The sequence below is a fragment of the Planktothrix mougeotii LEGE 06226 genome (assembly GCF_015207485.1).
Classification (GTDB): Bacteria; Cyanobacteriota; Cyanobacteriia; order Cyanobacteriales; family Microcoleaceae; genus Planktothrix.
This window is the reverse complement of sequence record NZ_JADEWU010000020.1, coordinates 1-25,152: the sequence shown is the minus strand read 5'-3', so window position 1 is coordinate 25,152 and position 25,152 is coordinate 1. Positions and strand designations below refer to the sequence as shown.

22 protein-coding genes are annotated in these 25,152 nt (G+C 39.1%); 10 read left to right on the top strand and 12 right to left on the bottom strand.

Going from position 1 to position 25,152, the window contains the following annotated elements; all coding sequences use genetic code 11:
- Nucleotides 1-16: 16 nt before the first annotated feature.
- The gene (crcB, locus tag IQ236_RS11025) at nt 17-412 is read right to left on the bottom strand and encodes a fluoride efflux transporter CrcB (RefSeq protein ID WP_193869292.1); all 396 of its coding nucleotides are present in this window, start codon (nt 410-412) and stop codon (nt 17-19) included.
- 429 nt (nt 413-841) lie between these two features.
- On the opposite strand from crcB, the gene IQ236_RS11020 reads away from it, so the two are divergent.
- The 4 genes from IQ236_RS11020 (at nt 842) to nfi (ending at nt 5,378) form a co-directional block, all read left to right on the top strand.
- Nucleotides 842-2,572 carry a diflavin flavoprotein gene (locus tag IQ236_RS11020; RefSeq protein ID WP_193869291.1) on the top strand — a complete coding sequence of 577 codons (1,731 nt, stop codon included), beginning with the start codon at nt 842-844 and terminating at the stop codon, nt 2,570-2,572.
- Between the two features lie 179 nt (nt 2,573-2,751).
- On the top strand, nt 2,752-4,476 hold the full coding sequence (locus IQ236_RS11015) for a diflavin flavoprotein (protein ID WP_193869290.1): 1,725 nt from the start codon (nt 2,752-2,754) through the stop codon (nt 4,474-4,476).
- Nucleotides 4,477-4,497: 21 nt separating this feature from the next.
- Nucleotides 4,498-4,707, top strand: a complete 210-nt coding sequence (locus tag IQ236_RS27720) for a hypothetical protein (RefSeq protein WP_228041560.1) — start codon at nt 4,498-4,500, stop codon at nt 4,705-4,707.
- Between the two features lie 8 nt (nt 4,708-4,715).
- Nucleotides 4,716-5,378: a deoxyribonuclease V gene (gene nfi, locus IQ236_RS11005; RefSeq protein WP_193869289.1), complete on the top strand. Its 663-nt coding sequence runs from the start codon at nt 4,716-4,718 to the stop codon at nt 5,376-5,378.
- Between the two features lie 26 nt (nt 5,379-5,404).
- On the opposite strand, the gene IQ236_RS11000 is transcribed toward nfi, so the two are convergent.
- The 3 genes from IQ236_RS11000 to IQ236_RS10990 form a co-directional block, all read right to left on the bottom strand.
- Nucleotides 5,405-5,806: a ribosomal maturation YjgA family protein gene (locus tag IQ236_RS11000; RefSeq protein ID WP_228041559.1), complete on the bottom strand. Its 402-nt coding sequence runs from the start codon at nt 5,804-5,806 to the stop codon at nt 5,405-5,407.
- Nucleotides 5,807-5,883: 77 nt separating this feature from the next.
- Complete coding sequence (locus tag IQ236_RS10995; RefSeq protein ID WP_193869288.1) at nt 5,884-7,284, bottom strand: (Fe-S)-binding protein; 1,401 nt, start codon at nt 7,282-7,284, stop codon at nt 5,884-5,886.
- 32 nt (nt 7,285-7,316) lie between these two features.
- The gene (locus IQ236_RS10990) at nt 7,317-8,621 is read right to left on the bottom strand and encodes an FAD-binding oxidoreductase (protein ID WP_193869287.1); all 1,305 of its coding nucleotides are present in this window, start codon (nt 8,619-8,621) and stop codon (nt 7,317-7,319) included.
- 133 nt (nt 8,622-8,754) lie between these two features.
- On the opposite strand from IQ236_RS10990, the gene IQ236_RS10985 reads away from it, so the two are divergent.
- Nucleotides 8,755-9,468 (top strand): DUF4079 domain-containing protein, encoded by a 714-nt coding sequence (locus IQ236_RS10985; protein WP_193869286.1) that lies wholly within the window; start codon nt 8,755-8,757, stop codon nt 9,466-9,468.
- Here IQ236_RS10985 and IQ236_RS10980 read toward each other — a convergent pair.
- The 4 genes from IQ236_RS10980 to hpf form a co-directional block, all read right to left on the bottom strand.
- The gene (locus IQ236_RS10980; RefSeq protein WP_322744117.1) at nt 9,465-11,072 is read right to left on the bottom strand and encodes a mechanosensitive ion channel family protein; all 1,608 of its coding nucleotides are present in this window, start codon (nt 11,070-11,072) and stop codon (nt 9,465-9,467) included. The two genes, IQ236_RS10985 and IQ236_RS10980, sit on opposite strands and share 4 nt — an antisense overlap.
- Nucleotides 11,073-11,165: 93 nt before the next feature.
- Nucleotides 11,166-12,209, bottom strand: coding sequence for a GGDEF domain-containing response regulator (locus IQ236_RS10975; RefSeq protein ID WP_193869284.1), 1,044 nt, complete (start codon nt 12,207-12,209; stop codon nt 11,166-11,168).
- Nucleotides 12,206-14,848 carry a response regulator gene (locus IQ236_RS10970; protein ID WP_193869283.1) on the bottom strand — a complete coding sequence of 881 codons (2,643 nt, stop codon included), beginning with the start codon at nt 14,846-14,848 and terminating at the stop codon, nt 12,206-12,208. Before IQ236_RS10970 ends, IQ236_RS10975 begins: the two co-directional genes overlap by 4 nt.
- A 481-nt stretch (nt 14,849-15,329) precedes the next feature.
- Nucleotides 15,330-15,977, bottom strand: a complete 648-nt coding sequence (gene hpf / locus IQ236_RS10965) for a ribosome hibernation-promoting factor, HPF/YfiA family (RefSeq protein ID WP_190522831.1) — start codon at nt 15,975-15,977, stop codon at nt 15,330-15,332.
- Nucleotides 15,978-16,243: 266 nt separating this feature from the next.
- Between hpf and lipB the strand changes: the two genes are divergently transcribed.
- From lipB to rpsU, 3 genes are all read left to right on the top strand, one after another.
- Nucleotides 16,244-16,918: a lipoyl(octanoyl) transferase LipB gene (gene lipB / locus IQ236_RS10960; protein ID WP_322744116.1), complete on the top strand. Its 675-nt coding sequence runs from the start codon at nt 16,244-16,246 to the stop codon at nt 16,916-16,918.
- Nucleotides 16,919-17,106: 188 nt separating this feature from the next.
- The gene (locus IQ236_RS10955; RefSeq protein WP_193869282.1) at nt 17,107-17,418 is read left to right on the top strand and encodes an RNA recognition motif domain-containing protein; all 312 of its coding nucleotides are present in this window, start codon (nt 17,107-17,109) and stop codon (nt 17,416-17,418) included.
- A gap of 136 nt (nt 17,419-17,554) precedes the next feature.
- Nucleotides 17,555-17,770, top strand: coding sequence for a 30S ribosomal protein S21 (rpsU, locus tag IQ236_RS10950; RefSeq protein ID WP_072720560.1), 216 nt, complete (start codon nt 17,555-17,557; stop codon nt 17,768-17,770).
- 63 nt (nt 17,771-17,833) lie between these two features.
- Here the strand turns inward: rpsU and IQ236_RS10945 are convergent, their stop codons facing one another.
- The 4 genes from IQ236_RS10945 to IQ236_RS10930 form a co-directional block, all read right to left on the bottom strand.
- Nucleotides 17,834-19,573, bottom strand: coding sequence for a potassium channel family protein (locus IQ236_RS10945; RefSeq protein WP_193869281.1), 1,740 nt, complete (start codon nt 19,571-19,573; stop codon nt 17,834-17,836).
- A 128-nt stretch (nt 19,574-19,701) separates the two neighbouring features.
- Nucleotides 19,702-20,271, bottom strand: coding sequence for a Uma2 family endonuclease (locus IQ236_RS10940; RefSeq protein ID WP_193869280.1), 570 nt, complete (start codon nt 20,269-20,271; stop codon nt 19,702-19,704).
- A gap of 103 nt (nt 20,272-20,374) precedes the next feature.
- Nucleotides 20,375-20,947 carry a Uma2 family endonuclease gene (locus tag IQ236_RS10935; protein WP_193869279.1) on the bottom strand — a complete coding sequence of 191 codons (573 nt, stop codon included), beginning with the start codon at nt 20,945-20,947 and terminating at the stop codon, nt 20,375-20,377.
- A 57-nt stretch (nt 20,948-21,004) separates the two neighbouring features.
- On the bottom strand, nt 21,005-21,430 hold the full coding sequence (locus IQ236_RS10930) for a hypothetical protein (protein ID WP_193869341.1): 426 nt from the start codon (nt 21,428-21,430) through the stop codon (nt 21,005-21,007).
- Between the two features lie 141 nt (nt 21,431-21,571).
- Between IQ236_RS10930 and gnd the strand changes: the two genes are divergently transcribed.
- Together gnd and IQ236_RS10920 are read left to right on the top strand one after the other, a co-directional pair.
- The gene (gnd, locus tag IQ236_RS10925; protein WP_193869278.1) at nt 21,572-22,993 is read left to right on the top strand and encodes a decarboxylating NADP(+)-dependent phosphogluconate dehydrogenase; all 1,422 of its coding nucleotides are present in this window, start codon (nt 21,572-21,574) and stop codon (nt 22,991-22,993) included.
- Between the two features lie 586 nt (nt 22,994-23,579).
- A partial coding sequence (locus IQ236_RS10920) for a choice-of-anchor Q domain-containing protein (RefSeq protein ID WP_322744114.1) occupies nt 23,580-25,152 on the top strand: 1,573 nt, incomplete at its 3' end.

Sequence of the window (25,152 nt, the reverse complement as noted above, 5' to 3'; positions counted from 1 at the left end):
CAATCTCAACTTTTGTTTATGAAGAAGGTACAATAATATTAGCGATCGCAACGCCTATGATCACCGCTATCAAACCCAAAATTGCACTTCCAGCCCAATAAAAAGCGGTCGCAACGGTTTGTTTATTCCGCCAGAGACTTAGAGTATCAAACCCGTAGGTTGAAAATGTGGTGTAAGACCCTAAAAATCCAGTTCTAATGAGTAAATCTAATTCTTTGGGATAGCCTGTAATTCCTTTGGAAATTGTAAAAAAGAAACCTACAGCTAAACATCCCGTTAAATTAATAATAAATGTTCCATAGGGAAATTGGGTTCCGAATTTAGCTTTTGTCCATTCGGTCAGTTGATACCGAGATAGTGCCCCTGGTACTGCTCCTGCTGCGATCGCTAAAACGTTAGTTAGGTCTGACATGATTAGAATTGATCCTTTGCTTGATGGCAGTCGGTTTTCTAATAATACTAATGTACTATCACTCCCTACAACCCTCAACAGACAACAGACAACAGACAACAGACAACAGACCATAAAAAAGAGAGAGTCGCTTTGGCAACTCTCCCTACCATCAGGGTGCATCTACATACCATAATATAACGTTTTTAGGGTGGGGGGTCAACCCCCCTATTTAAAGATTGTGTAAAAAATTTACAATTATTGTTAAAGTTCTGTAAATCAGGGAACAGGGAATGGGGAACAGCCAATGGTCAATGGTCAATGGTCAATACCTTTACTTTTGCAAAGCTTAACGGAGTTATAGGTTTTTTAATAAATCTTTACGATTAATCCGTGTAACAATAGAGAACAAGTTAAAAAATCATAATCAATTATCTAGGGAGGTCATGAATGGTAGCCCTCACTGACCGTGTAAAACAAAATCGTTTAACCATTGAAGTTAAAGACATTGCTGCTGATACCACGGCAATACGTTCCCTAGATTGGGATCGGGAAAGATTTGACATAGAATTTGGTCTGCAAAACGGTACAACCTATAATTCCTTTATCATTCGCGGGGAAAAACTAGCCCTCGTTGATACATCCCACACTAAGTTTCGCCAACTGTATTTAGATACGCTGAAGGGATTAATTAATCCTGCGGATATTGACTATTTAATTATTAGTCATACTGAACCCGATCATAGTGGCTTAGTTAAAGATGTCCTAGAACTTGCGCCTAACGCTACGGTGGTGGGGGCAAAAGTGGCGATTCAATTTTTAGAAAATTTAACCCATACGCCCTTTCAAAGTAAATTAGTCAAAAATGGCGATACTTTAGATTTAGGAAATGATCATGTTTTAGAATTTGTTTCCGCCCCGAATTTGCATTGGCCGGATACCATTTTTAGTTATGATCGCAAAAGCCAAACGTTATTTACCTGTGATGCGTTTGGAATGCACTATTGTTCTGATCACACCTACGATGAAAGTTTAGCCGATATTGAACCGGATTTTCGCTTTTATTATGAGTGTTTAATGGCTCCTAATGCCCGTTCGGTGATTAATGCCATGAAACGCATGGAACCGTTAGGAGAAATTACCACCATTGCCACCGGACACGGCCCTTTATTACGGCATAATTTAAAAGAATTAACCGGACGTTATTGGACATGGAGTCACGAACAAACGAAATCGGAAACCAGCGTCGCGGTGTTTTATTTCTCCGATTATGGGTATAGCGATCGCCTTTCCCAAGCCATTGCTCACGGGATTACCAAAACAGGTGTGGCGGTAGAAATGATGGATTTACGCACGGCTGACCCGCCAGAAGTGCGCGAATTAGTGATGAGTTCTGCGGGATTTGTAATTGGAATGCCACCTGTTTCGGGGGTCAATTCTGAACTGGCAGAAGAAGCGATTAATACGATTATTGCATCGGCTCATAATAAACAAGCTTACGGTTTATATGAGTCAGGAGGGGGTAATGATTTATCAATTTATCCGTTGCAAGTTAAACTCAATGATGCCGGATTAAAACAATCTTTTCCTGCAATTCGGATTACAGAAACGCCCCACGATACCACCTATCAAACCTGTGATGAAGCGGGAACAGATATCGGACAATGGTTAAGTCGGGATAAAACCGTTAAGCAGATGAAATCCCTGGATACAAACTTAGATAAAGCGATGGGACGCTTAAGCGGTGGGTTGTATATTATTACGGCTCAAAAAGGAGAAGTGAGCAGTGCGATGTTAGCCTCTTGGGTGACTCAAGCAAGTTTTCAACCGTTAGGATTAACCATTGCAGTCGCTAAAGATCGGGCTATTGAAGCATTAATGCAAGTGGATGATCAATTTGTACTCAATGTTTTAGCGGAAAATAATTATCAAAAATTAATGCGACACTTCTTAAAACGATTTGCTCCGGGAGCCGATCGATTTGAAGGAGTTAACACCCAAACCGCTAACAATGGCAGTCCGATTTTAACAGAATCCTTGGCGTATTTAGAATGTCAAGTTCAAAGTCGGATGGAGTTAAGTGATCACTGGATTGTTTACGCTACTGTTGATAATGGACGGGTCAGTGATCCTGATGTGCTACCTGCGGTTCATCATCGTAAAGTCGGTAATCATTATTAACCTGAATTAGATCCCCCCTAACCCCCCTTAAAAAAGGGGGAACTGGAATCTCAAAATTAACCTGAATTAGATCCCCCTAACCCCCCTTAAAAAAGGGGGAACCGGAATCTCAAAATCAACCTGATTCAGGGGGATATTTAACACTGAGGAAAGAGCAAAAAATTTTTTAATCCAGAATTATGCCTAATCAAAAACCGCGTGATGTTCAAGTTTTTTTAATTGGAAATGATACAAAAGTTGTGCGATCGCGCACTTGGGATCGATTAAAATTTGAAGTGGAATATTCTCTGCAACGGGGAACAACGGCAAATAGTTATATTATTGAAGCCGAGCAAACTGCAATTATTGATCCGCCAGGAGAATCCTTTACCCAAAATTATATTGAAGCGTTACAAAGTCGCTTAAATTTAGAACAGTTGAATTATATTATTTTGGGCCACTTTAATGCTAACCGGGGGGCAACATTAAAGGCTTTATTAACATTATCACCCCAGGCAACATTCGTTTGCTCTAATCCTGCTGCGTTAGCCTTACGAGAATATTTTGAAGATGAAAACTTAAAGATTTTGACCATCAAGGGGGAAGAAACTTTAGATTTAGGTAAAGGTCATCAATTACAGTTTATTTTAACCCCAACTCCTCGCTGGCCCGATGAAATTTTAACCTATGATCCGGCTACGGAAATTTTGTTTTCCGATAAACTATTTGGGGCACACGTTTGCGGCGATCAAGTGTTTGATGAAGGATGGTCAGTGTATAACGATGATCGACGGTTTTATTATGACTGTCTTCATGCCGCCCAAGCTAAACAAGTGCTCTCGACTCTCGATAAAATTAAAGACTTACCTGGCATTAAATTCTATGCAACAGGTCATGGGCCGTTAGTGAAATATGGCATGACTGAACTAACCAATTTATATCAACAATGGAGTGAAAAACAAAAATCTAATGAATTAAATGTGGCATTAATCTATGCTTCAGCCTATGGAAATACGGCGACCGTTGCCCAAGCGATCGCTAAGGGTTTAACTAAATCCGATGTGGCTGTAGAATTAATTAATTGTGAATATGCCAAATCTTCAGAAATTCAAGAAGCTTTAGAAAAATGTGATGGATTTATTATTGGTTCACCCACATTAGGGGGTCATGCACCGACACAAGTTCAAACCGCTTTAGGAGTGATTTTAAATACAGCTTCTACGAATAAATTAGCGGGAGTATTTGGGTCGTATGGATGGAGTGGAGAAGCCATTGATTTGTTAGAAGGTCGCTTGAAAGATGCCGGTTATAAATTTGGTTTTGAACCCATTCGGGTGAAATTTGCCCCCACCGATGTCACGTTACAAATGTGTAAAGAAGCGGCGGTTGATTTTGCTCAAACCCTCAAACGCACGCAAAAACGGCGGGCTTTTCGTCCTACTGCGACTTCATCAGGGGCTGATCGCACCGCCCAAGCCATAGGGCGTATCGTGGGTTCGTTGTGTGTCGTCTCCGGTCGTCGAGGCGAGGTGTGCAGCGCCATGTTAGCCTCCTGGGTATCCCAAGCCACCTTTAACCCTCCGGGGTTTACCGTCGCTGTGGCGAAGGATCGAGCTTTGGAACCTTTAACCCATATTGGAGATCAATTTGTTTTGAATATTTTGCAGGAAGGAAAACAACTGCGAAAACATTTTCTAAAACGATATGAACCCGGAGAAGATCGGTTTGTTGGCATCGAAACAGAAGAAGCATCAAATGGTTGTTTGATCTTAAAAGATGCCTTAGCTTATCTGGAATGTGAGGTTAAAAATCGGATGGAATGTGGTGATCATTGGGTGATTTATGCCACAGTTAATAATGGTCATTTATTACATCCAGAAGGCGTTACGGCTGTTCATTATCGCAAAACAGGAACACAGTATTAAGCAAAAATCAAACTTTTGTTAATGACTAGCCAGCAAAACAGGCAAGATGCTTGTTTGCTGGCTCAAAAAATACCGATTAGCTATTACCTATTGCCCCTAATAATGCAAGAATTTCCCCAATATGAATTATCTAATATATTTTCTCTCCTCCCCCGTCGCAACCAACTCTATGAGGTGTTGAAAATTTTTAAACGTTTGGGACAAATTGCAATTCAGTCAAACCAAGATTAGAAAAAACTATGAACATTCAACGCCCGGAAACATGGCCGACAACGGTTGAAGAGGCGATGGTAATTCAAAACCAACTTAAATCCTTAGTTCGGACAACCGATGAATTAGAAACGGTTAAATATGTGGCTGGGGTTGATGTGGGATTTAAACAGAATTATACCATTTCTCAAGCAGCAGTGGCGGTCTTAAGTTTTCCTGATTTAAGTGTACAAGAAACTGCGATCGCTCAACGTTCAACCACCTTTCCTTATATTCCTGGGTTTTTATCATTTCGAGAAGTTCCTGTAATTTTAGATGTCTTAGAAAAATTAACAATAACCCCTGATTTAATCATCTGTGATGGTCAAGGAATTGCCCATCCTAGACGGTTTGGGTTAGCTTGTCATTTAGGGGTATTAATTGATCAACCGACCATTGGGGCGGCGAAATCTTTATTAATTGGAAAACATGATGATCTCCCGGCTGAAAAAGGCAGTTGGACACCGCTACAGGATAAAGGAGAAATTATCGGTGCAGTCTTACGTTCCAGAACTAATGTTAGACCCCTTTATATTTCCCCTGGTCATCGGATTAGTTTAGAAACCTCTATTGATTATGTGTTAAAGTGTATTACTCAATATCGTTTACCTGAAACCACCCGATGGGCGGATAAATTAGCTTCTCATACTTAATTTTTATTATACAGCCATTCGCTCATTTAATCTATTGATTTTAAAGAATATTTAAGATATTTTAACCCTAACCAAGCCAACCCGCAACCGATTATATAATAGGGGAAATCCCACCCGGAAAATGTTGTTCCCAGTAATAACCGACCCAATAAGGTTGCACGAATCACTTCTAAAAAAGGCGGTTTCCAGAGTTGTGCAAATTCCAAAATAGAAGTAACAATAAAAACCCAAAATGCAACCCATCCGGGGGATAAAATAGGATTAATTAAAATAACTAAAAGCACCCAAAACATTTCATAAAATACCCCACCCATAGAATTATTTAGCCATACATCAAACGGCCCCTTATAAAATTTACTGGCTAATCCAATGGGAATTAAAGCAATTAAACTGATTAAAATAATTTGTTGATATTGCTTGATCTTCATAATTAAAAGCACTTTTTTAGATTCAGGTTGTTGTTGGGCTTTAACAGGAAATTTAGGGGCTAAAGCCCAACAATAAACTATTTAATTTTAACGCCTCGAATGGAATAATCCAGTAATTCCATTGGGTGCATTAACGGAATATCCTTTCCTTGTAATTGTAAATGCTTTTTAATTTGTAACGAACAACCCGGATTTGCAGACGCAATTAATTCCGCCCCCGTATTCGTTAAATTTTCCACTTTTTGTTGTCCTAATTCCTCAGCAACTTCCGGTTGTAATAAATTATAAACTCCCGCACTTCCACAGCATAAAGCCGCATCGAGGGGTTCTCGTAAATTTACCCCTGGAATTTGTTGCAGAAGTTGACGAGGTTGGACACTAATTTTTTGTCCATGTAATAAATGACAAGCATCTTGATAAACTAAGGTTAAGTCTCCTGTTTCTGTTAAGGGATGCAGGGTTTTTGTTAAACCAATTTCGGCTAAAAATTCCTGTACATCTTTCACTTTTGCTGCAAATTCTTCAGATTGTTCTCGATATTGAGGATCATCTTTCAAGATATGTCCATATTCTTTTAAAGTATGACCACATCCCGCCGCATTAATAATAATCGCATCCACATTGGTTCCCGAAAATCGATCAATCATTTGTTTAATTAACGTATGAGATTGTTCTGTTTGTCCTTGATGTTCAGGTAACGCCCCACAACAGCCTTGATTTCTGGGAATTACAACTTCACACCCATTAGCGGTTAAAACTCTCACCGTTGCTTCATTAACCGGATTAAAAAATAATCGTTGAACACAACCTAAAATCACCCCAACTCGATAACGTTTTTCCCCTTGGGCGGGAATAATAACCGGGAAATCCTCTCGAAACGCCTCAGCAGTAATTTCAGGTAAAATAGATTCCATTGCGGCTAAACGAGGAGAAATTTTGGGTAATAAACCCGTTGTTCTCACAATTTTTTGTACTCCTAATTTTTGATAGATGAAAAGCGGAATTAAAAACGCTCTTAAACGGTTGGGATAGGGAAATAAATTAAAGATTAAGGCGCGAATTAAACGGTCTGGTAAACTGCGAGGTACATTTCGTTCAATTTGGGGACGAGTGGCGGTAATTAATTGATCATATTTAACCCCAGAGGGACAAGTTGTAACGCAGGCTAAACAGCCTAAACAGCTATCAAAATGTTGGGCGGTTGTTTCTCCTAAAGACGCATCATTTTTAGAAATCGCATCCATTAAATAAATTCGTCCCCTAGGAGAGTCCATTTCTGTTCCTAACACTCGATAACTGGGACAAGTGGATAAACAAAATCCACAGTGAACGCAGGTACTAATAAAATTGGGATTAGGCGGATTGATTGAGTCAAACCCTGGAATTTCCTCCGAGGTTAAATGGGGGTTTTGTCCTAAAAAATTACTGTCTTTTGCCGGAATTAATTCAGATTCAGCAACAAAGTCAGAGGTTGGCATTTTAACAAAATTCTCCTATGATTATAGATCAATTAAATTCCACCGACAAAGCGATTAGGGCTAAACTGATTTTGAGGATCAAATTGTTTTTTGATTTGGCGCATCAAATTTAACGCATTTCCTGAATATCCCCAAACTTCTAACTGTTGTTTTAACTCTAGGGGTGCTTTTAAAAGGGATAAAAATCCGCCTTGAGATTCGCACGAATGTCTTAAGTTTAACAAGGTTTCTGAAGAAACGCTTTCAAACCGTAAAACTCCTAAACCAACTCCAGCATGAATAACGCCTAGGGTTTGACATTGTATCAAGGTTTTAACCGCAGAGGTGGGGGTAATGCCAATTTTACAAAGAATAGAAGTGTTAGATTCAGATTGCCAAATTTGCTGTTTTAATTGTTGCCATAAATTTGCCTCATCAACGTCAAAATATATCGCTTTTAACCCTAATTTTTCTCCCAGTTCCATTAATCGTTGACTTTGTTGTTGTACACTTTCAGGAATACTTTGAAACTGAACAACTAAACCGATATGATCTCCCAATCCTAATACTTTTGAAAGATTAGTAGAGATTAAATCCACCGCAACGGGAGTTAAAGCCGAGGATAATAAGGTTTGGTTGACTTGGGTAATTGCTTCCGGTTCTCCGGTTAAAATAACGGTTCCTGAAGATTCCGCTTGGGGATAAACTCGTAGGGTAATTTGGCTAATTATTCCCAAGGTTCCATAGGAACCTGTGAATAATTTCATTAAGTCATAACCGGCTACATTTTTAACAACTCGACCTCCCGCTTTAGCGATTTTCCCATCATAACGAACAATAGAAATCCCCAAAATCATATCGCGGATACTGCGATAACGTTGTCGTAGAGAACCTGTATCACCTGTGGCAATAATTCCCCCAATTGTTGCTCGTTCTGGATAGGTGGGATCGAATCCTAAAAATTGGTTTTTTTGATCTAAAATAGCTTTTAATTCGGAAAATTTCATTCCCGCTTCTACTGTAACTGTTAAATCTCCAACGGCGTGTTCAATCAGTTGATTCATTCGTTCTGTACTAACGGCAAAATCAACAGATTTAATCAATCCTCCCCAATTAATTTTACTACAAGAACCACAGGGTAAAATGCTCAATTTCTCTTGATGAATATAGGCAATGACTTGAGCTAATTCATCTTGAGTTTGAGGATAAATAATCCCTTGAAGCGTTGTTTCGGGTGCAAGGGATTGTATGATCTGTTGTTGTCGCAGGGGTTCGATTTCGTCCCAAGGTTGGACATTAGCTTCCCCTACGATTTTCTCGAATTCCTGTCGGTTTTTAAGGTCGGTGGTAGAAATCACGTTGATTCAAAACAATAGATTGATTTGAGCAAAAATTAAGTTATAACTATTCTAGCAGCGAATAGAGAATAGGGAACCGATCAGGAAAAATAAACTTTAAGCAGTCAGCCGTCATTATTTTGAGGAGAAAGTTATGGAATTTAAGGATATTATCGCATTAATCCATCCTGTATTGGCGGTGGGTTTTGTGTTTCCCCTGATTGGCATTTCTGTCTATATGGCATGGCAAACTCGTCAACGTCGTCTCTCCCGTTTTGATCAAGAGAATAAAAGTAAAATTCCGGCTATTGTCGGACAAGAACATTTAAAAATCGGTCGGTGGTTAACGGGTTCAATCGTGGGAATTACCTTAATTGCTTTAGCCTATTCTATTTATTTTAAAGGTATTTTTAAGGATTTATCGCTAGAAAAAATACCTCAAGCTAGTTTTATTGTTTTAATGTTTATATTTACACTCATTTCTCTAATTTTACTCTATCGATCTAAACCCAATCAACCTCTTTGGCGAGGAATTTTTGCCACCTTAACGGGAATGGGAATTGTCGTGATAGGATGCCAAGATGGAGTTTTTAGACGAGGGTACGAGTGGCAATTTTCTCATTATTATTATGGGGTAGCAGCAGCCTTATTAATGATTTTTTCCTTAGCGATTGTACCCGATATTTATAAATCCAATCGCTGGAGAATAACCCATACCATTCTCAATTGTATCGCTTTATTATTATTTTTAGGTCAAGGCATGACGGGAACGAGAGATTTATTAGAAATTCCCCTAAGTTGGCAACAACAACATCTCTATCAATGTAATTGGAATCAAAGAACTTGTCCTCAACCGCCTAAAAGTTAAGGATTAGAATTTTGCCCCCCAAAACCCTCTAATTTTTGAGGGTATCCGTTGGTTTTATTTTCGGCAATTTGTCGGATTATTGTTTGCAATTCAGGAGATAATTCTAAGGGAACACTTCCCCGAATATTGACATCTCGTTGCGGAAAGGGAATCTCGATCTTATATTGTCTAAAAAGGGATTCTATTTGAAAATAAAGATCACTTTTAATTATAAACTGACGGCTAGGTTTAGAGATCCAAACTCTTAATTCAAAATTCAGTGAATTGTCTCCAAAACCTTTAAATAAAACTTGAGGAGAGGGAATAGATAAAACTTCAGAATTCGCTTTTGCTGCTGATAATAATAAATCTTTGACAATTTCTACACTCGACTTATAGGCAACCCCCACAGATAAGCGTAAACCGGAAATGGGATTGTCATGATGCCAATTAATCAGTTCTGATTCTAAGAAACGAGAATTTGGGACAATAATAGAGACTTGATCTAAAGTTTTAATCACCGTACTTCGAGCACCAATTCGTTCGACCGTACCCATATAATCCCCCACTTCTACAAAATCTCCGACTTGAATAGGACGTTCAAATAACAAAACTAAACCACTGCCAAAATTTTTAGCAATATCTTGAAATCCAAACCCAATTCCAATCCCTAATGCACTGGCTAAAATCGTTAAAGAACTTAAATCTAACCCCCAAACTTGCAATAAAACAATTGTTCCCAAGGAAATAAACCCATATCGAAAAATCACCGCAACCACTTCTTGAGCACCTCGACTAATGCGGGTGGCATTTAAAACACGAGATTGTAAAAGGTCGGTGATGACTTTAGCAAAAACGATTAATCCCCAAACTAAACTCACTAAAATTAATAAGTCAGGAATAGAATAAGACGCTTTATTAATGGTAATCAGTTTAGAAGTTAAGGTTGAAATTAAGGTTCCCGTTAATCGATAACTTAAAATCCGAGTAAACGGAAATTGATTGGTCAGATAGAGAATGATAGCTGTCCATAATCCTAATCTTGTACCTGCCAGAGTTAAACTTAAAAATAACTCTATATTTTGGGGTTTATTTCCTGATGAAGAGGATTCAGGAGTAGACTTAATAAATAATTGAAAAAATCGTCGGAGTGAGTGATGCCAAAACCAACCCAATCCCCAATGAAATAAGCCTCCAAAGAACAGCACTAAAATGGTTTTCAAGGTTGCTTTTTTTAGGAAATCAAGACTGCGTTCTTTCCTCGCTTCCTTAACCGCTTCTTGAATTTCAGAACGCCAGATTTGAGCTTGATCTTCAGGAAGATTTGGCTTTTGTGTATCTTCTTGAGTCACTGTCAGTAAATAGGAATTATTCAGCCAAAGGGTGGGTTGTTCATTGATGGGTTTAACTTTAACTTCTATGGGTTCTGTTGATATTGCCGCTTGTTGTAATTTGGTACTAATCATTTCTGCTCGTTCTTGAGCGGTCAAATTTTCGGCTCCACTGACTTTAAAAATGGCTCGTCCGTCTAAGGTTACGCCAGCAATATTAGATTGAAATAAGGGTTGAAATTGTTCCTGTGCTGAGGCGGGAAACCCGAACAGATAAATCAGGCAGATCAACACAAGCAAAATTATTTTGCTGAAGTTATTTCTTAACATGATTTTAAGGTTTTTAAACGATTTTATCATTAAAATAGGTTAATAATCTACAAGAGATTAAACATGACTTGGGAAAGAATAAACAACATAAGTGTTACGTCCCTTGCTCTTGGCTTCATAAAGTGCTTGATCAGCTTGAATGACTAAACCCGTGGGTGATGTGTTTGGATTAGGATATTGACCCGAAATTCCAAAACTCAAGGTGATTTGTCGATAAATAGAAAAATGAGTGTGCAGAAGATGAAGTTGTTCAACTTCAAGCTGTATATTTTTAGTAACTTGTATGGCACCGTCTAGGGGAGTCTCAGGTAGTATAATAACAAATTCTTCACCCCCATAACGGAACACAGCATCCCCAGGACGTTTAACCGCACGATTAATGGCATGGCCAACTTGTTTCAGACAGAGATCTCCGGCGGGATGACCATAGGTATCATTATAAGTTTTAAAATAGTCTAAATCACACAAAATTAAGGAAATGAATTGTTTGTTTCTAGCCATTTGTCGCCAAGAACGAGGCAACTGATCATCAAAATAACGACGATTTCCTAAGCCGGTTAAGCTGTCAATAAATGCTAATTTTTGTAATTTAAAATTTGCTTCTTTTAAAGCATCCTCCGTTTGTATCCGTTGTTCAACTTCTAATTTTAATTGATAATTTCTTTCAAAGAGAGTTTGATTTTGGGATTTTAATTGATGATGAAGATGTCTAATCATCAGTTGAGTTTTAACTCTAACAATCACTTCTTCGGGTTGAAACGGTTTTTTGATATAGTCTACTGCTCCTTCTGAAAAACCTCTGACAATATCTTCAGGTTGATCATGAACACTAATCATTAAAATCGGAATACTATCGGTTTTGGGATGAGCTTTAATTTGACGACACAGTTCATAACCATTAATATCAGGAAGTTGAATATCTAATAAGATTAAATCGGGGATTTGAGTTTCAATAGTTGCTAAGGCAAGTTTACCATTAATTGCTTTTCTAACTCGATAACCTTGTTCCGATAAAATTGCTGCTAAAACTCGCAAATTATCGGGATAATCATCAATAATTAATATCTCACAGGAATTTAAAGGATTTTGATCGTTGTTCATTGCTTAGGGGATTGAATCGGATGAGTTAAATCAATAATTAGATCAAATCTAAAATTTAGCACCCATTCTTTAATCACTTGGGTCAAATCCAAAAATTCTCCGGGGATTTGATCAATTAATTTTAAAACTAAATCATCGCTACATTGAGTAGCTGCATAGTGTAATTCTTGAATGAAGGCCGGGGGTAACATCGCCAATTGAGTTGTTAAGGTAGAACTTACTGAAGATGTTGTCATTGTAGGTAATGCACAATTTGAATAAGGTTCTTGATACAAATATTCTACTCCTAAATGTTCGCGAATTTTCTCTAACAAAACTTCTTCTTTAAAAGGTTTACTAATCCAATCATTACATCCCGCACCGGAAATAGATTGTCGATCTTGTTCAAAAACAGAGGCAGTAATCGCTAAAATCGGAATGGCATTTTGCTGCTCTTGGCTGCGAATTTGACGAGCCGTAGCAAAACCATCGAGAATCGGTAATTGCATATCTAAACAAATTAAATCAGGTTGCCAACTTTGCCAAAGTGCTAAAGCTTCTTGACCATCACAGGCTTCTTGAACTTCAAAACCTATTTTTCCTAGTATTTTTACTAATAATGAACGGTTATCTGAATCATCATCCACAATTAAAATACGAGGCGGTTTTTGATCGGGTGCAAGATGAATGATTTGTTGCTGGATATGAGGAGATGATAGAGTGGGTTCTGTATCAATTTTGGCTTGAATTTCAAAGGTAAAAATTGACCCTTGATCTCGAATAGACTCTACTTTAATATCCCCCCCCATTAACTGGACAAAATGACGGCTAATGGGTAAGCCTAATCCTGTTCCTTGGCCTGATTGACGGCCCGCTTCAGTTTGAGAAAAGGCTTCAAATAATAAACAGAGTTCTTCGGGAGAAATCCCAACTCCTGTATCTTCAATTTTAAATTGAATCTGGATTTTGGGATTTTTGGATAAACCTTCTAAGACCGTAGAAAAATTGAACTGAGAGCAAAGTTCGGGATAATCACTATTCACCATACTATTGTGTAATTCAATAGAAGGTTCCTGTCCCGCTTTCTTTTCGGCACTCACACACAATTGAACGCGACCTTTTTCTGTAAATTTAATCGCATTTCCTAATAAATTTGCTAAGACTTGGCGTAATTTTCTTTCATCTGCGATAATATATTGAGGAACCGTAGGGGAAATTTCAAGTTCAAATAATAAGCCTTTACTTTCTGCTTTTAAGTGCAACATATCTTTAATATTATGAAGCAACATTAACAGATCAAATCGAGCTTCCATTAATGTTGTTTTTCCGGCTTCAATTTTAGAGAGTTCTAAAACATCATTAATTAAATCCAGTAAATGTTCTCCACTACGGTTAATAATTTCGATATGTTTGCGTTGTTCTAAGGACATGGAAAAATCTTTTTTTAAGATTTGGGCAAATCCTAAAATTGCATTCAACGGAGTTCGGAGTTCATGGCTCATATTGGCTAAAAATTCACTTTTAGCTGCATTGGCTGACTCTGCTGATTGTTTGGCAAGTTTCAATTCTTCTGTTTGCTGTTTAATCTTAGAAAAGAGTTGAGCTTGATGAACCGCTACCCCTAATTGACTGGCAATTTGTACGACCATTTGCATTTCTGTTTGTTCCCATTTGCGAAAATTTGTATTTTGATAGGCCGCTAACAAACCCCATAATTGATTCCCGCAAAAAATGGCAACGGTTAAATAAGATTTAGCTTGAAATCGTTCTAATAAATCAATATAACAAGGACTAAAATGGCTTTTATAAATATTCTCAACACATCGATAACTTACCCCTCGGCTGTAAACTCCCCCTTGGGTTTCCTGTAAGTAAGTATCTTGAACAATAATTTCGGAAATTTCAGTTAAGCGTTCAAACACACAATCCGAATTGGAAATAGCAGCTTGATTCATCACTAGATCATAATTTTGGGCTTTGACTAAGGGTATCCAACCCGATTCTACAGATTCAGCAACAAACTTTCCACTCCAGTCAGGATTAAACTGATAAATCACAACCCGATCACACTGTAATACCTTTCTTAATTCTGCGGTTGTGGCGTTAAAAATTGTATTTAAGTTTAAGGTTTGTCGCATTCGTTGAATGACACGAGCGCTGGTTTTTTCCCGTTTAATACTGTCTTGAAGTGCTAATTCCACTCGTCTTCGCTCTTGAATTTCCTTTTCTAATTGAGTTTTTTGTTGTTGTAACTGTTTTTGTTGTTGAACAATGGTGAGTTGATTTTTAACGCGAATAATAACATCTTCAATTTCAAAGGGTTTTGTAATATAGTCTACTCCTCCGACTTCAAATCCCCTAACTTTATCGTTAATTTCTGCTAAAGCGCTCAAAAAAATTACAGGAATATCACGGGTTTGGGGAGAAGCTTTTAATTGTTGGCAAACTTCATAACCCGTTAAACCGGGCATCATTACATCCAATAAAATCAGTTCGGGAGGATGATGATTCACCTGTTCTAATGCAGATTCTCCGTCTAAAGCACTGATCACGTCATATCCCACTTCCGTCAGAAAATGGCGCAGTAGTTCTAAATTTTCCAAAACATCATCGACAATCAGAATTTGGGGAGCCGGGGTTATATTTGCATAGTTCAACATAAGGTTTATGTTTTCCATCTTGATATGGCACGGTTCTGATCTTCTTGGTTTGAGCAAGAGCCTTCATTAACATAATAGGCTGCTGAAGCGATTGCTTCCCAGTTGAAATCAACCGTCGCCTGCTAATTATTGGGATTGAATCAGATCCCTAATGTTTGAGCTTGTTTGGATTACCTCATAATGCCCTCCATTAGTCATCTATCTCTGGAGAGATGAGTTCAGTTGAACACCCATTTACTACTAATCAAACTCATCTATTAAGGAAGATTCGCTAATGATTTAACTATCAACGTTAAAGTAGCGACTCCGTTGAATTCTTGTCTTCTTTCTAAAGGCTAAAGTTGTTAAAAGAAGAGCTTTGGAAAAAAGTGTGAAGTGCAGAGTGTAATAAAAATATTGTTGATTGATCTAAATGTCTCATGGAGATTCATCTCTCAACCATTTATCGGGGGTTTGGTGGTCACTCAAACCCCCAACCCACCTAAACTTTAGTCGCTTTGGGTGAACTTAAAACCTCAGTATTGCCCTGAGCGGATTTACCATTGCTGACTCCTTCTCCTTGGCGGGGTTGAATCACACCATAACCACCGTGATGAGAGCGCTTGTAGATCACATTAATTTCTTCAGTCTCGGCATTGCGGAACATATAGAAATCATGATCAATCAATTGAAGCTGTTCTAAAGCTTCATTAATCGTCATTGGAGGCATCGCAAAATATTTTGTGCGAACCACCTCTTGGGGCAATTCAGGAGAACGATTTCCAACCAAGTCTTCCACAACTGGATGTTCGTTAACCACTTCACCCGTTTTGGGTAGATTGTGGGTTTTATCCTGGCGTCTTTCTTTGTACTTCCGCAGTTGGCGAGCAATTTTGTCAGCGACTAGATCAATGCTGGCGTAAAGATTTTCACTACTTTCCTGAGCGCGAATCACAGTTCCGTTGGCATAAATTGTCACTTCTGCGGTTTGTTTTGGATTTATCCGAGGGTTCCGAGCAACTGACAAATGTACATCAACTTCCGTCGTCAATTGTTCAAAATGACTGACAGCTTTTGTAATCTTTTGATGTACATATTCGTGAATTGCAGTCGTAACTTCCAAATTTTTACCCTGGATAACAAGCTTCATAAAGCTCCCTCCCGCTCATAATATGGGCATAATCTCACCTTAACACTAACCCGATACCAAACTTCACCTGTTTAAAATCTTTTTGATCCTGTGACAAAACTTGACTTTTTTAAGTTAAGTTTTGTCAAAAACTGCTTGATTTTTTTCGGAATTTATTGTAGGGGGTTTTCCTTTCTCCTTAGCTGTGTTTTAAGTATTCTTACTTATTATATTAGCAGAAATGGGTTAATCTATACTATAGTTCACTGGTTTTTTTTACGGTTACTGTGCGTCCCCCTTGTCAAATTTATTACTTTAGTTCGGTTCCCTATACCGTGGCTTGGAACTGGCAACACTCTTTGGTTGAAGACCGAAAGCTCAACCCGGCTCTCGATGATGTGTTGATGCTTTTGGAACATCCCCCCGTCTATACCTTGGGGCAGGGCGCTGATCTACAATTTCTCAAGTTTGATCCCCTCAAGAGTCCGGTTGAACTGCATCGGGTGGAACGTGGGGGCGAAGTCACCTATCATTGTCCAGGGCAGTTGGTCGGGTATCCGATTTTAAATCTAAAACGCCATACCCCCGATTTACACTGGTATTTACGACAGTTAGAAGAAGTGTTAATCCAAGTGTTAAGATTTTATGAACTTCCGGGAGAACGAATTTCCGGTTTAACGGGGGTTTGGATCGGGGAAGTGAAGGTTGCCGCCGTCGGCATTAAAGTCAGTCGCTGGATTACCATGCACGGTTTTGCCTTGAATGTATGCCCTGATATGCAAGGGTTTGAAGCGATTGTTCCCTGTGGGATTGCCCATCGACCCGTCGGGAGTTTAGCCCAATTTATTCCCGGCATTACCATCGAACAAATACGCCCCCAAATTGCTCAAACCTTTGCTCAGATCTTTGAAGTAGAGTTGATTCCGCCTCAAGTCGAGTTGATTCCTACGGGAATAATTTAGTTGAGGTTGACAGATTCCTTCAAGTTGACTGGTCAGGGTCGAAAATCATGCTATAATTTAAGCTGGATTAGGTATCGGTAGCCCAGTTTATGCTGGAATCAGGAAAAATTTTTCTGTTTAGTGTAAGTCCTACTCGCTTACCTCCGAATTCCAATCTCTGCACACCACTCGATTTTAAGAGGTAAGTAATGACTATTTACGTTGGTAATCTTTCCTATAGCGTCACAGAACAAGATCTCACAGAAGTCTTTGCTGAGTACGGTAATGTTAAAAACGTCCAGCTTCCTATTGATCGGGAAACTCAACGCAAACGGGGTTTTGGCTTCGTGGAAATGGAAACAGATGCTCAAGAAACCAAAGCCATCGAAGAGTTAGATGGTGCTGAATGGATGGATCGCGTCCTGAAAGTGAATAAGGCCCGTCCTCGTGAAGAACGCAAACCCTCCAGAGGAGGCTGGGGCGGCGGCGGTAATTCTAACTATCGCGGTGGTCGTCAGTAAACCGTTTTAATTCTGATTAACCTGCTCTGAAGTCTTCTTCTGACCGGACAGGGAATTTCAACCCTGTCCCGATGCTGTCGGTGATTTTAGGGCAGCTTGTCCAACCCAATCAATTATTCAAGTGGGAGAATATGGAATGAGCCAAGTCGTTCTCGGTGAAACAGAACAATTAGAGTCCGCCCTACGTCGCTTTAAGCGGAAAGTTTCACAAGCTGGCATTTTTGCCGATCTGAAAAAAAATCGTCATTTTGAAACCCCCGGACAAAAACGCAAGCGGAAAGAGGTAGCTCGCCATAAAGAACGTCGTCGCCTTCGTAACCGTAGACAACAATTTCAAAATAGTGACTCCTAAAGGGAAAAACGGACGATACAGTGAGCCGATTTGGTTTGCTGTCTTGACTTCCTCCCTGACGCTTTAGTTTTTTCCTGGCCCCATACTGGGTTCTGGGCTGAGGACACGATTATCCTCCCAGGAGGTTCGTTCTGGGGGGAGAGAATGCCATAGGTGTTCAATGTGGTTCGCTGGCATGGTTAGATATAAAATATCCCCCGGTTGTAGTAAAAAGTTCAACAGTTCCCAACTGTGAATGGTTTGATAAGCGGTTTCAATATATAAAGGAACAAAATCTACTTTTCGGGCGACCTCTTGGACTCGTTTTCCACAAAACGGATGATTAGGAGTAATTAAGGTTCCTAACGCCACCCAAAGACTATCGGCGGTGATTCCACTTCCTAAAATCCGTCCGCCTAATGCTGCCGCCGCAAAGGCTGGAGCCGCAATTTCTGTTGTATTTAAGACCGCTTCAAAATCAAAAACTTGTTGCACCATCAAAGCAAAATGGGAATCATGGGTACGGGTAATCACTCGTAAACGCGGTGCTAATCCCCTCGCACTCAAGGCAATTTCTAAATTTCCTGTATCATCATTGGTAACGGCCAGTAACGCTTCGGCGGCTTCAACATTCACGCTTTTGAGGGTATTGGCTAAACTCGCATCTCCTTCAAAAACCGGGATTTTTAAGCCTTTGGCCGTGCTCATAAATCGACTGTTGGGATCACGTTCAATCACAACAACTTCATAGCCGCGTTGATATAAATGTTGAGCAATATTTAATCCTAATTCTCCTAAGCCACAAATAATATAATGATTGCGTTCAGGAACCCGTGTGGCGTTCACATAATCTTTTAACCGAGTCCCTAAAATAAAATCATTCAATAACGCATAACTAATTCCAACTACTCCCGTCCCGATTAACATCATCACGACGGTAAACAGTTTAATCGCCTCCGGGGAATGTTCAACTACTTGTTCATTTCCTCCGGCTCCGGTAATCATTCCCACAGAAAAATACAGAGAATCTACAAAAGAATAACTGGGGTCAGCGAAAATATAAGTTAAAGTCGCACCTAATATCGTCAGACATAAAATCAAGCTGACAATCAAAGCAGACTTGGCATATTGTTTAAATTTTTGTAGACCGCGTTTGAATTTTAAAAGTCGATATCCCAGATCTTTTTGAGTTTGACGAGTTTGGGGTTTAAGAGCTACAATTAAGCGATCGCCCACTTGCAGTTGTTGATCAGCCATCACCCCAGAAACTAAATCAATTTGATCTTTAAAAGGTAAATAATAAATTAACATTCGATTAGGTTCAGCCCATAAATCCCTCAAACTTTTTCCCAACCAAGGATGATCTTGATCAATTAACTCTTCATGAATCGGCCAAATTTGATTAAATAATTCCAGTTGTCCAATGGCTTGATTTCCCAAAGACGCAAAGGCAAATACAGGGGCGGCTAAAGCCGAAACACTCATGGTACTGTGATCAGATAACGTTTGATTTAGACGGGTTCCCAAATTAGTATTAAATAAACGATTAATAATCCGAATTTGAGGGTTTAAAATTCGCGCCTGCATTAAAATTGCTAAATTGATAGCTTCATCATTTCCTGCTAAAATTAAAGCATGAGCCGTTTTTACCCCAGCCGCTAATAAAGTGGAGGCGGATCGTAAATTTCCCACAATCACATCAGACCCTTCTTGGGGAATGGGTCGGTCACTCATTCCCACCACAATCGCCCCTTGTTGTTTCAAGAGTCTAAAAATCTGATATCCGGTGCGACCTAAGCTACAAACGATGATTCGAGGTTTCATAGGGATAGAAATTCATCAAGACGATCTCAAGCCAACGTTCTCAAAATTTAGCCATCACCCAAAATTATCAACGGTATTGTCACTCTCAGACTGTATCTAACAACACGAACTTTCACAGAAAAGCAATTTTAATCTTCATCTTCGCTAAAAACGGGCGGCCATAATTCATCAATCGGTAATTCCCAACCTGGAAATAATTCAGGAATAGTTAAAATATCCTCATTTCCCAGTACAATTGGTTCCTCTGTAGAACGATAAACCGTAACGGTTAACAAGTCAGGATCGATCAAAATCGCAACTTGCGCTCCTAATTCTAAGAATTTATTGAGCTTCTTTTTAATCGGATTAATGCGATCGCTTTGAGATTTAATTTCTACGACTAAATCAGGCACTAATTCAGCAAAATAACGCACACTTTGTCTGAGACGAGAAGCCCGAACAAAAGCAACATCAGGAGCTTTAAGATTAGTATCAGGAAGAATAAAACCGCCAGCAGAGTCAAAGATACGGCCTAAACGACGAGGTTTAACCCAATTTCCCAATAGTCTAATGAATTCGGCTCCAATTTCACTCGATATAATATCTGATGGCCCCATAATTTCAATCTTCCCCTCGACTAATTCTAACTGATAATCTAAACCAGCTTCCGAGAGTTTTTTTTGCACTTGCTCTAAGTCTTTTATCGTCATCAAAGACATGAGAATCATCTCCTATTACATTTTTTATTAATTTTGTCAGGATTGATCGAACTCGTATTAACTTGAGAGAGTCACCCACCCGACCATTCAAAAGATCGGGATTTTAATCTTCTTCATCTTCGGTAAAAACAGGCGGCCATAATTCATCAATCGGTAATTCCCAACCCGGAAACAATTCAGGAATAGTTAAAATATTCTCATTTCCCAGTACAATTGGTTCTTCTGTAGAACGATAAACCGTAACGGTTAACAAGTCAGGATCGATCAGAATCGCAACTTGCGCTCCTAATTCTAAGAATTTCTTGATCTTCTTTTTAATCAGATTGATGCGATCGCTTTGAGATTTAATTTCTACCACTAAATCAGGCACTAATTCAGCAAAATAACGCACACTTTGTCTGAGACGAGAAGCTCGAACAAAAGCAACATCAGGAGCTTTTAGGTTTGTATCAGGAAGAATAAAACCGCCAGCAGAGTCAAAGACACGACCTAAACGACGGGGATAAACCCAGTTCCCCAGCAAACGGCTGAAAGTTACTCCAATTTCACTAGAAACAATATCTGATGGCCCCATAATCTCAATTTTTCCCTCTACTAATTCTAACTGATAATCTAAACCAGCTTCTGAGAGGCTTTTTTGGACTTGCTCTAAGTCTTTTATCGTCATTAGAGACATGATCACAAGCTCCTATTGAATTTTTTGTTAACTTTGATTCTAACAAAAATGAACGATTTAAAGTCCTGTTAACGCATCAGTATTAGGATCAGGTAAAGGTTGTTGTTGAACATCCATATTAGACCAAGATTTTGAAGATGTTGAAGTTGCTTTCACGGATAAGCCAGAGGTAGGTTGTAACCGTCCTTGATCTTGTAATTTTACTAATTCTTCTTGATAAATTGCCATTAACCGAGCTAAACTTTCAGCAATTTGATCCCAACTCTCATCAGTGACAATTTTATCAGCAATCCCTTGAAATAACTCCCCTTGTTTGCTTTTCTTGACAAATTCTTTCAATCGTTTCCCCGATTTTTGTAAAATGGCTTGGTAAACTTCCCCATTCGACCACCAAACACCCGGTTGAGTTAATAACCAGGTTAGGATATATTCTTGGGCGTGTTGTTCCTTAACCCAAGTGGCAAGATACTGTAATTCTTCCATTGGTTCCATCAAGCTGCACTCAAATTTTGTTGATCAATCTTTAAAAAAATCTGACTTAAATTATACACTCAGTAAAATCAACGCTAAGGTAAGAAGATTACTGCACTCAGTAACCCACAATATTACAGTCAATTGAAGTCTATGACACTGCAAAAATTTGGTGTAATTGGTCTAGCCGTCATGGGTGAAAACCTAGCGTTGAACGTCGAGCGCAATGGGTTTCCGATCGCAGTTTATAACCGCACCGGAGCAAAAACCGATGAGTTTATGCAGCAACGGGCGCAAGGAAAAAACGTCAAAGCTGCTTATACCCTGGAAGAATTTGTCCAATCTTTAGAACGTCCGCGCCGGATTTTGGTGATGGTGAAAGCGGGGAAACCCGTTGATGCAGTCATCGATCAGCTTAAACCGTTGCTGGATCAAGATGACATGATTATTGATGGGGGTAACTCCCTCTATGAAGATACCGAACGCCGCACAAAGGAACTAGAAGCCACAGGTTTAGGGTTTGTGGGGATGGGAGTCAGTGGCGGAGAAGAAGGTGCCCTCTGGGGGCCAAGTTTAATGCCGGGAGGAACGGAAGCGTCTTATAAAGAATTAGAACCGATTTTAACGAAAATTGCCGCTCAAGTCGATGATGGCCCCTGTGTCACCTTTATTGGGCCAGGGGGAGCAGGTCACTACGTTAAAATGGTGCATAACGGTATTGAATATGGCGATATGCAGTTAATTGCAGAAGCCTACGACTTGCTGAAAAATGTAGCGGGGTTGAATGCGGCTCAACTTCATGAAGTTTTTGCAGAATGGAATACCACCGACGAACTCAATTCTTTTTTAATTGAAATTACGGCGGATATTTTCACCAAAATTGATCCTGAAACGGGTTTACCGTTAGTTGATTTAATTGTTGATGCAGCCGGACAAAAAGGCACCGGACGTTGGACGGTAATGAGTGCGTTAGAGTTAGGCGTTTCTATTCCAACTATTATCGCTGCGGTCAATAGTCGGATTATTTCTTCCTATAAAGATGAACGGGTCGCCGCCTCTGTGGAATTACCAGGGCCAACGGGTGAATATCAAGGAGATATTGCCAGTTTAGTGAATAAAATTCGGGATGCGTTGTATTGTTCTAAAATCTGTTCCTATGCTCAAGGAATGGCGTTATTAAGCGCCGCTTCTAAGGAGTTTGGATACAATTTGGATCTCGGTGAAATGGCGCGAATTTGGAAAGGAGGCTGTATTATTCGGGCTGGTTTCTTGAATAAAATTAAAACAGCCTTTGGCGAAAATCCGAACTTACCGAATTTGTTATTAGCACCGGAATTTAAACAGACGATTTTAGATCGTCAAGAAGCTTGGCGGGAAGTGTTAGTTCTCGCTAATCAATTTGGAATTCCAGTTCCCGCTTTTAGTGCGTCCTTAGACTATTTTGATAGTTATCGACGGGCTACTTTACCCCTGAATTTAACCCAAGCTCAACGGGATTATTTTGGTGCTCATACCTATGAACGCATTGATAAACCCAGGGGTGAATTCTTCCACACCGAATGGACAAAAGATTAATTCAACTTATTTTTAAGCTAGGTTGAAATTTACCGAAGTCCCCCGTTATTTTAGGGGGACTTTTAGTATGAAAACCTATTTATAACAACCGCCAAGACGGTTAGGACGCAAGGCGCAGTCATTAGCCGGACAAATCAAAGTTTAATTGATTGAGTTGATAACTAATAAAAAAATCGTCAATTAGTTTCCATTAATATAGCAAGTCTAAATCAGTTATATCAATGTCTTAAAATTCAATTCATCGTAGGGGCGAGGCGCGCCTCGCCCCTACTGGGATTTGTGTCCAGTTTTGAGGATTAATAATACTGATGATTAGGATTGTACAATCTATTTAGACTTGCTATACGACTAATTTCTTAGTCTAAAGCCTAGGCTTGTAGAAGCCTTACTCTGACTGGATTATAAACCCCCAAATCTGAGGGCGTCAAGTTTCGCCTTTAATAAATACTGCGATTTTTCACGACAAATAGACTCTCTAGTATAGCAATAAAAAAAGATAAGAGTTTTTCCTGATGGCTTGGATCAATAGAGAAGAAATTAATACAATTTCAAACATTAATTTCTCTATTATCAAGGAAAATTAACCATGGCTGAACTGTTCGTTATTAATAATCAAGATTCGGGAGCAGGCTCATTACGAGACACGATTAATCAAGCTCAGTCTGGTGATATTATTAAATTTAATCCGACTCTCTTCGGAGGAAATACTATTACCTTAACTACCGGAAAATTAGATATTCCTGTAGGTAGAAATTTAATTATTGATGGGATTGATAATCCTAATTTAATCATTAGTGGAAATAATCAATTCACGGTTTTTTATCTTAATTCAACCTCGGTTAACCCTACCAGTTTAACCCTTCAAAATCTGACGATTAATAATGGGTATACTTCAGACCGAGGCGGTGGAGTTTCTACAACTCATCAAGGAATTTTAACCATAGATAATGTTAAATTCAATGATAATATCGCTGACAAAGGTGGCGGGGCAATTTTTAGTGCTTTTGAAGGTAATTTAACCGTTAATAATAGTGAATTTAATCGTAATAAAGCGATCGCAGGAAATGATGAACGAGGTGCAGGAGCGATCGCCTTTTGGGGGCCTAGAAATATTACCGTTACGAATAGCCAATTTAGTGAAAATGAAGGAATTAATGGTGCAGCTATTAATAGTTTAAATGGAAAATTAACCATTGAAAACTCTACCTTTTTAAATAATAAAACTACTGCTGCTGTTTATGATACAGGTAAAACTAACCCCTCTTTAAGAGGATCTGGAGGGGCTGTTTTTGCTGACCGTGCTAGTGCTAAGGATGAACCATCAGGAACAATTCGGATTGTTAATAGCCGTTTTGAAGGTAATATGGCTCGTGGACAAGGGGGTGCGGCTAACTTATTTGCTGGAACTCAAGATAACATTATTTTTGACTCCAATGTTTTTATTAATAATCAAGTTTTACCCCTTCCCGGCGGAAATAATGGGAATGGAGGTGCTGTTGTTCAAACCAGTAATGGATTAAATCAAGGATTTACAATTAACAATACGGCTTTTATTAATAATACCGCCGCCAATCAAGGCGGGGGCATTTGGATGATGGATGCTCCCACAACAATTACGAATAGTACCTTTTCAGGAAATCGGGCAGAAGCAACGACTGTTCAAGGCAATGGAGGAGCAATGGCTCTTTATGGCCCGACTAATATTATTAATACTACTATTGCTGATAATTATGCGGGATGGGCAGGCGGTGGAGTTTCCGCAGCATCAGATGAAACGGTCACTGTTCAAAATACAATTTTCTATAATAATACAGCTAATAATGGTGGAAATTCATGGAATATTTTACAACATACTAATCGAACTTTTAGCGATTTAGGGGGAAATATTCAATGGCCTGGAAATCCTAATCAAACAGGAAATCAATATGATGCGACAACAAATATTGTCAAAGTTGATCCTCAATTAGGAACCCTCCAAAATGTCAACGGAACTTATTTTTATCCTTTATTAATTGGTAGTCCCGCTATTGATACCGGAGTCAATAATTCATTAACAACTGATCAAAAAAATCAACCTCGTCCTATTGATGGCGATCAAAATGGTACATTAATTATTGATAGTGGTGCTTATGAGTTCACTGTTACCCCAACCCCATCCC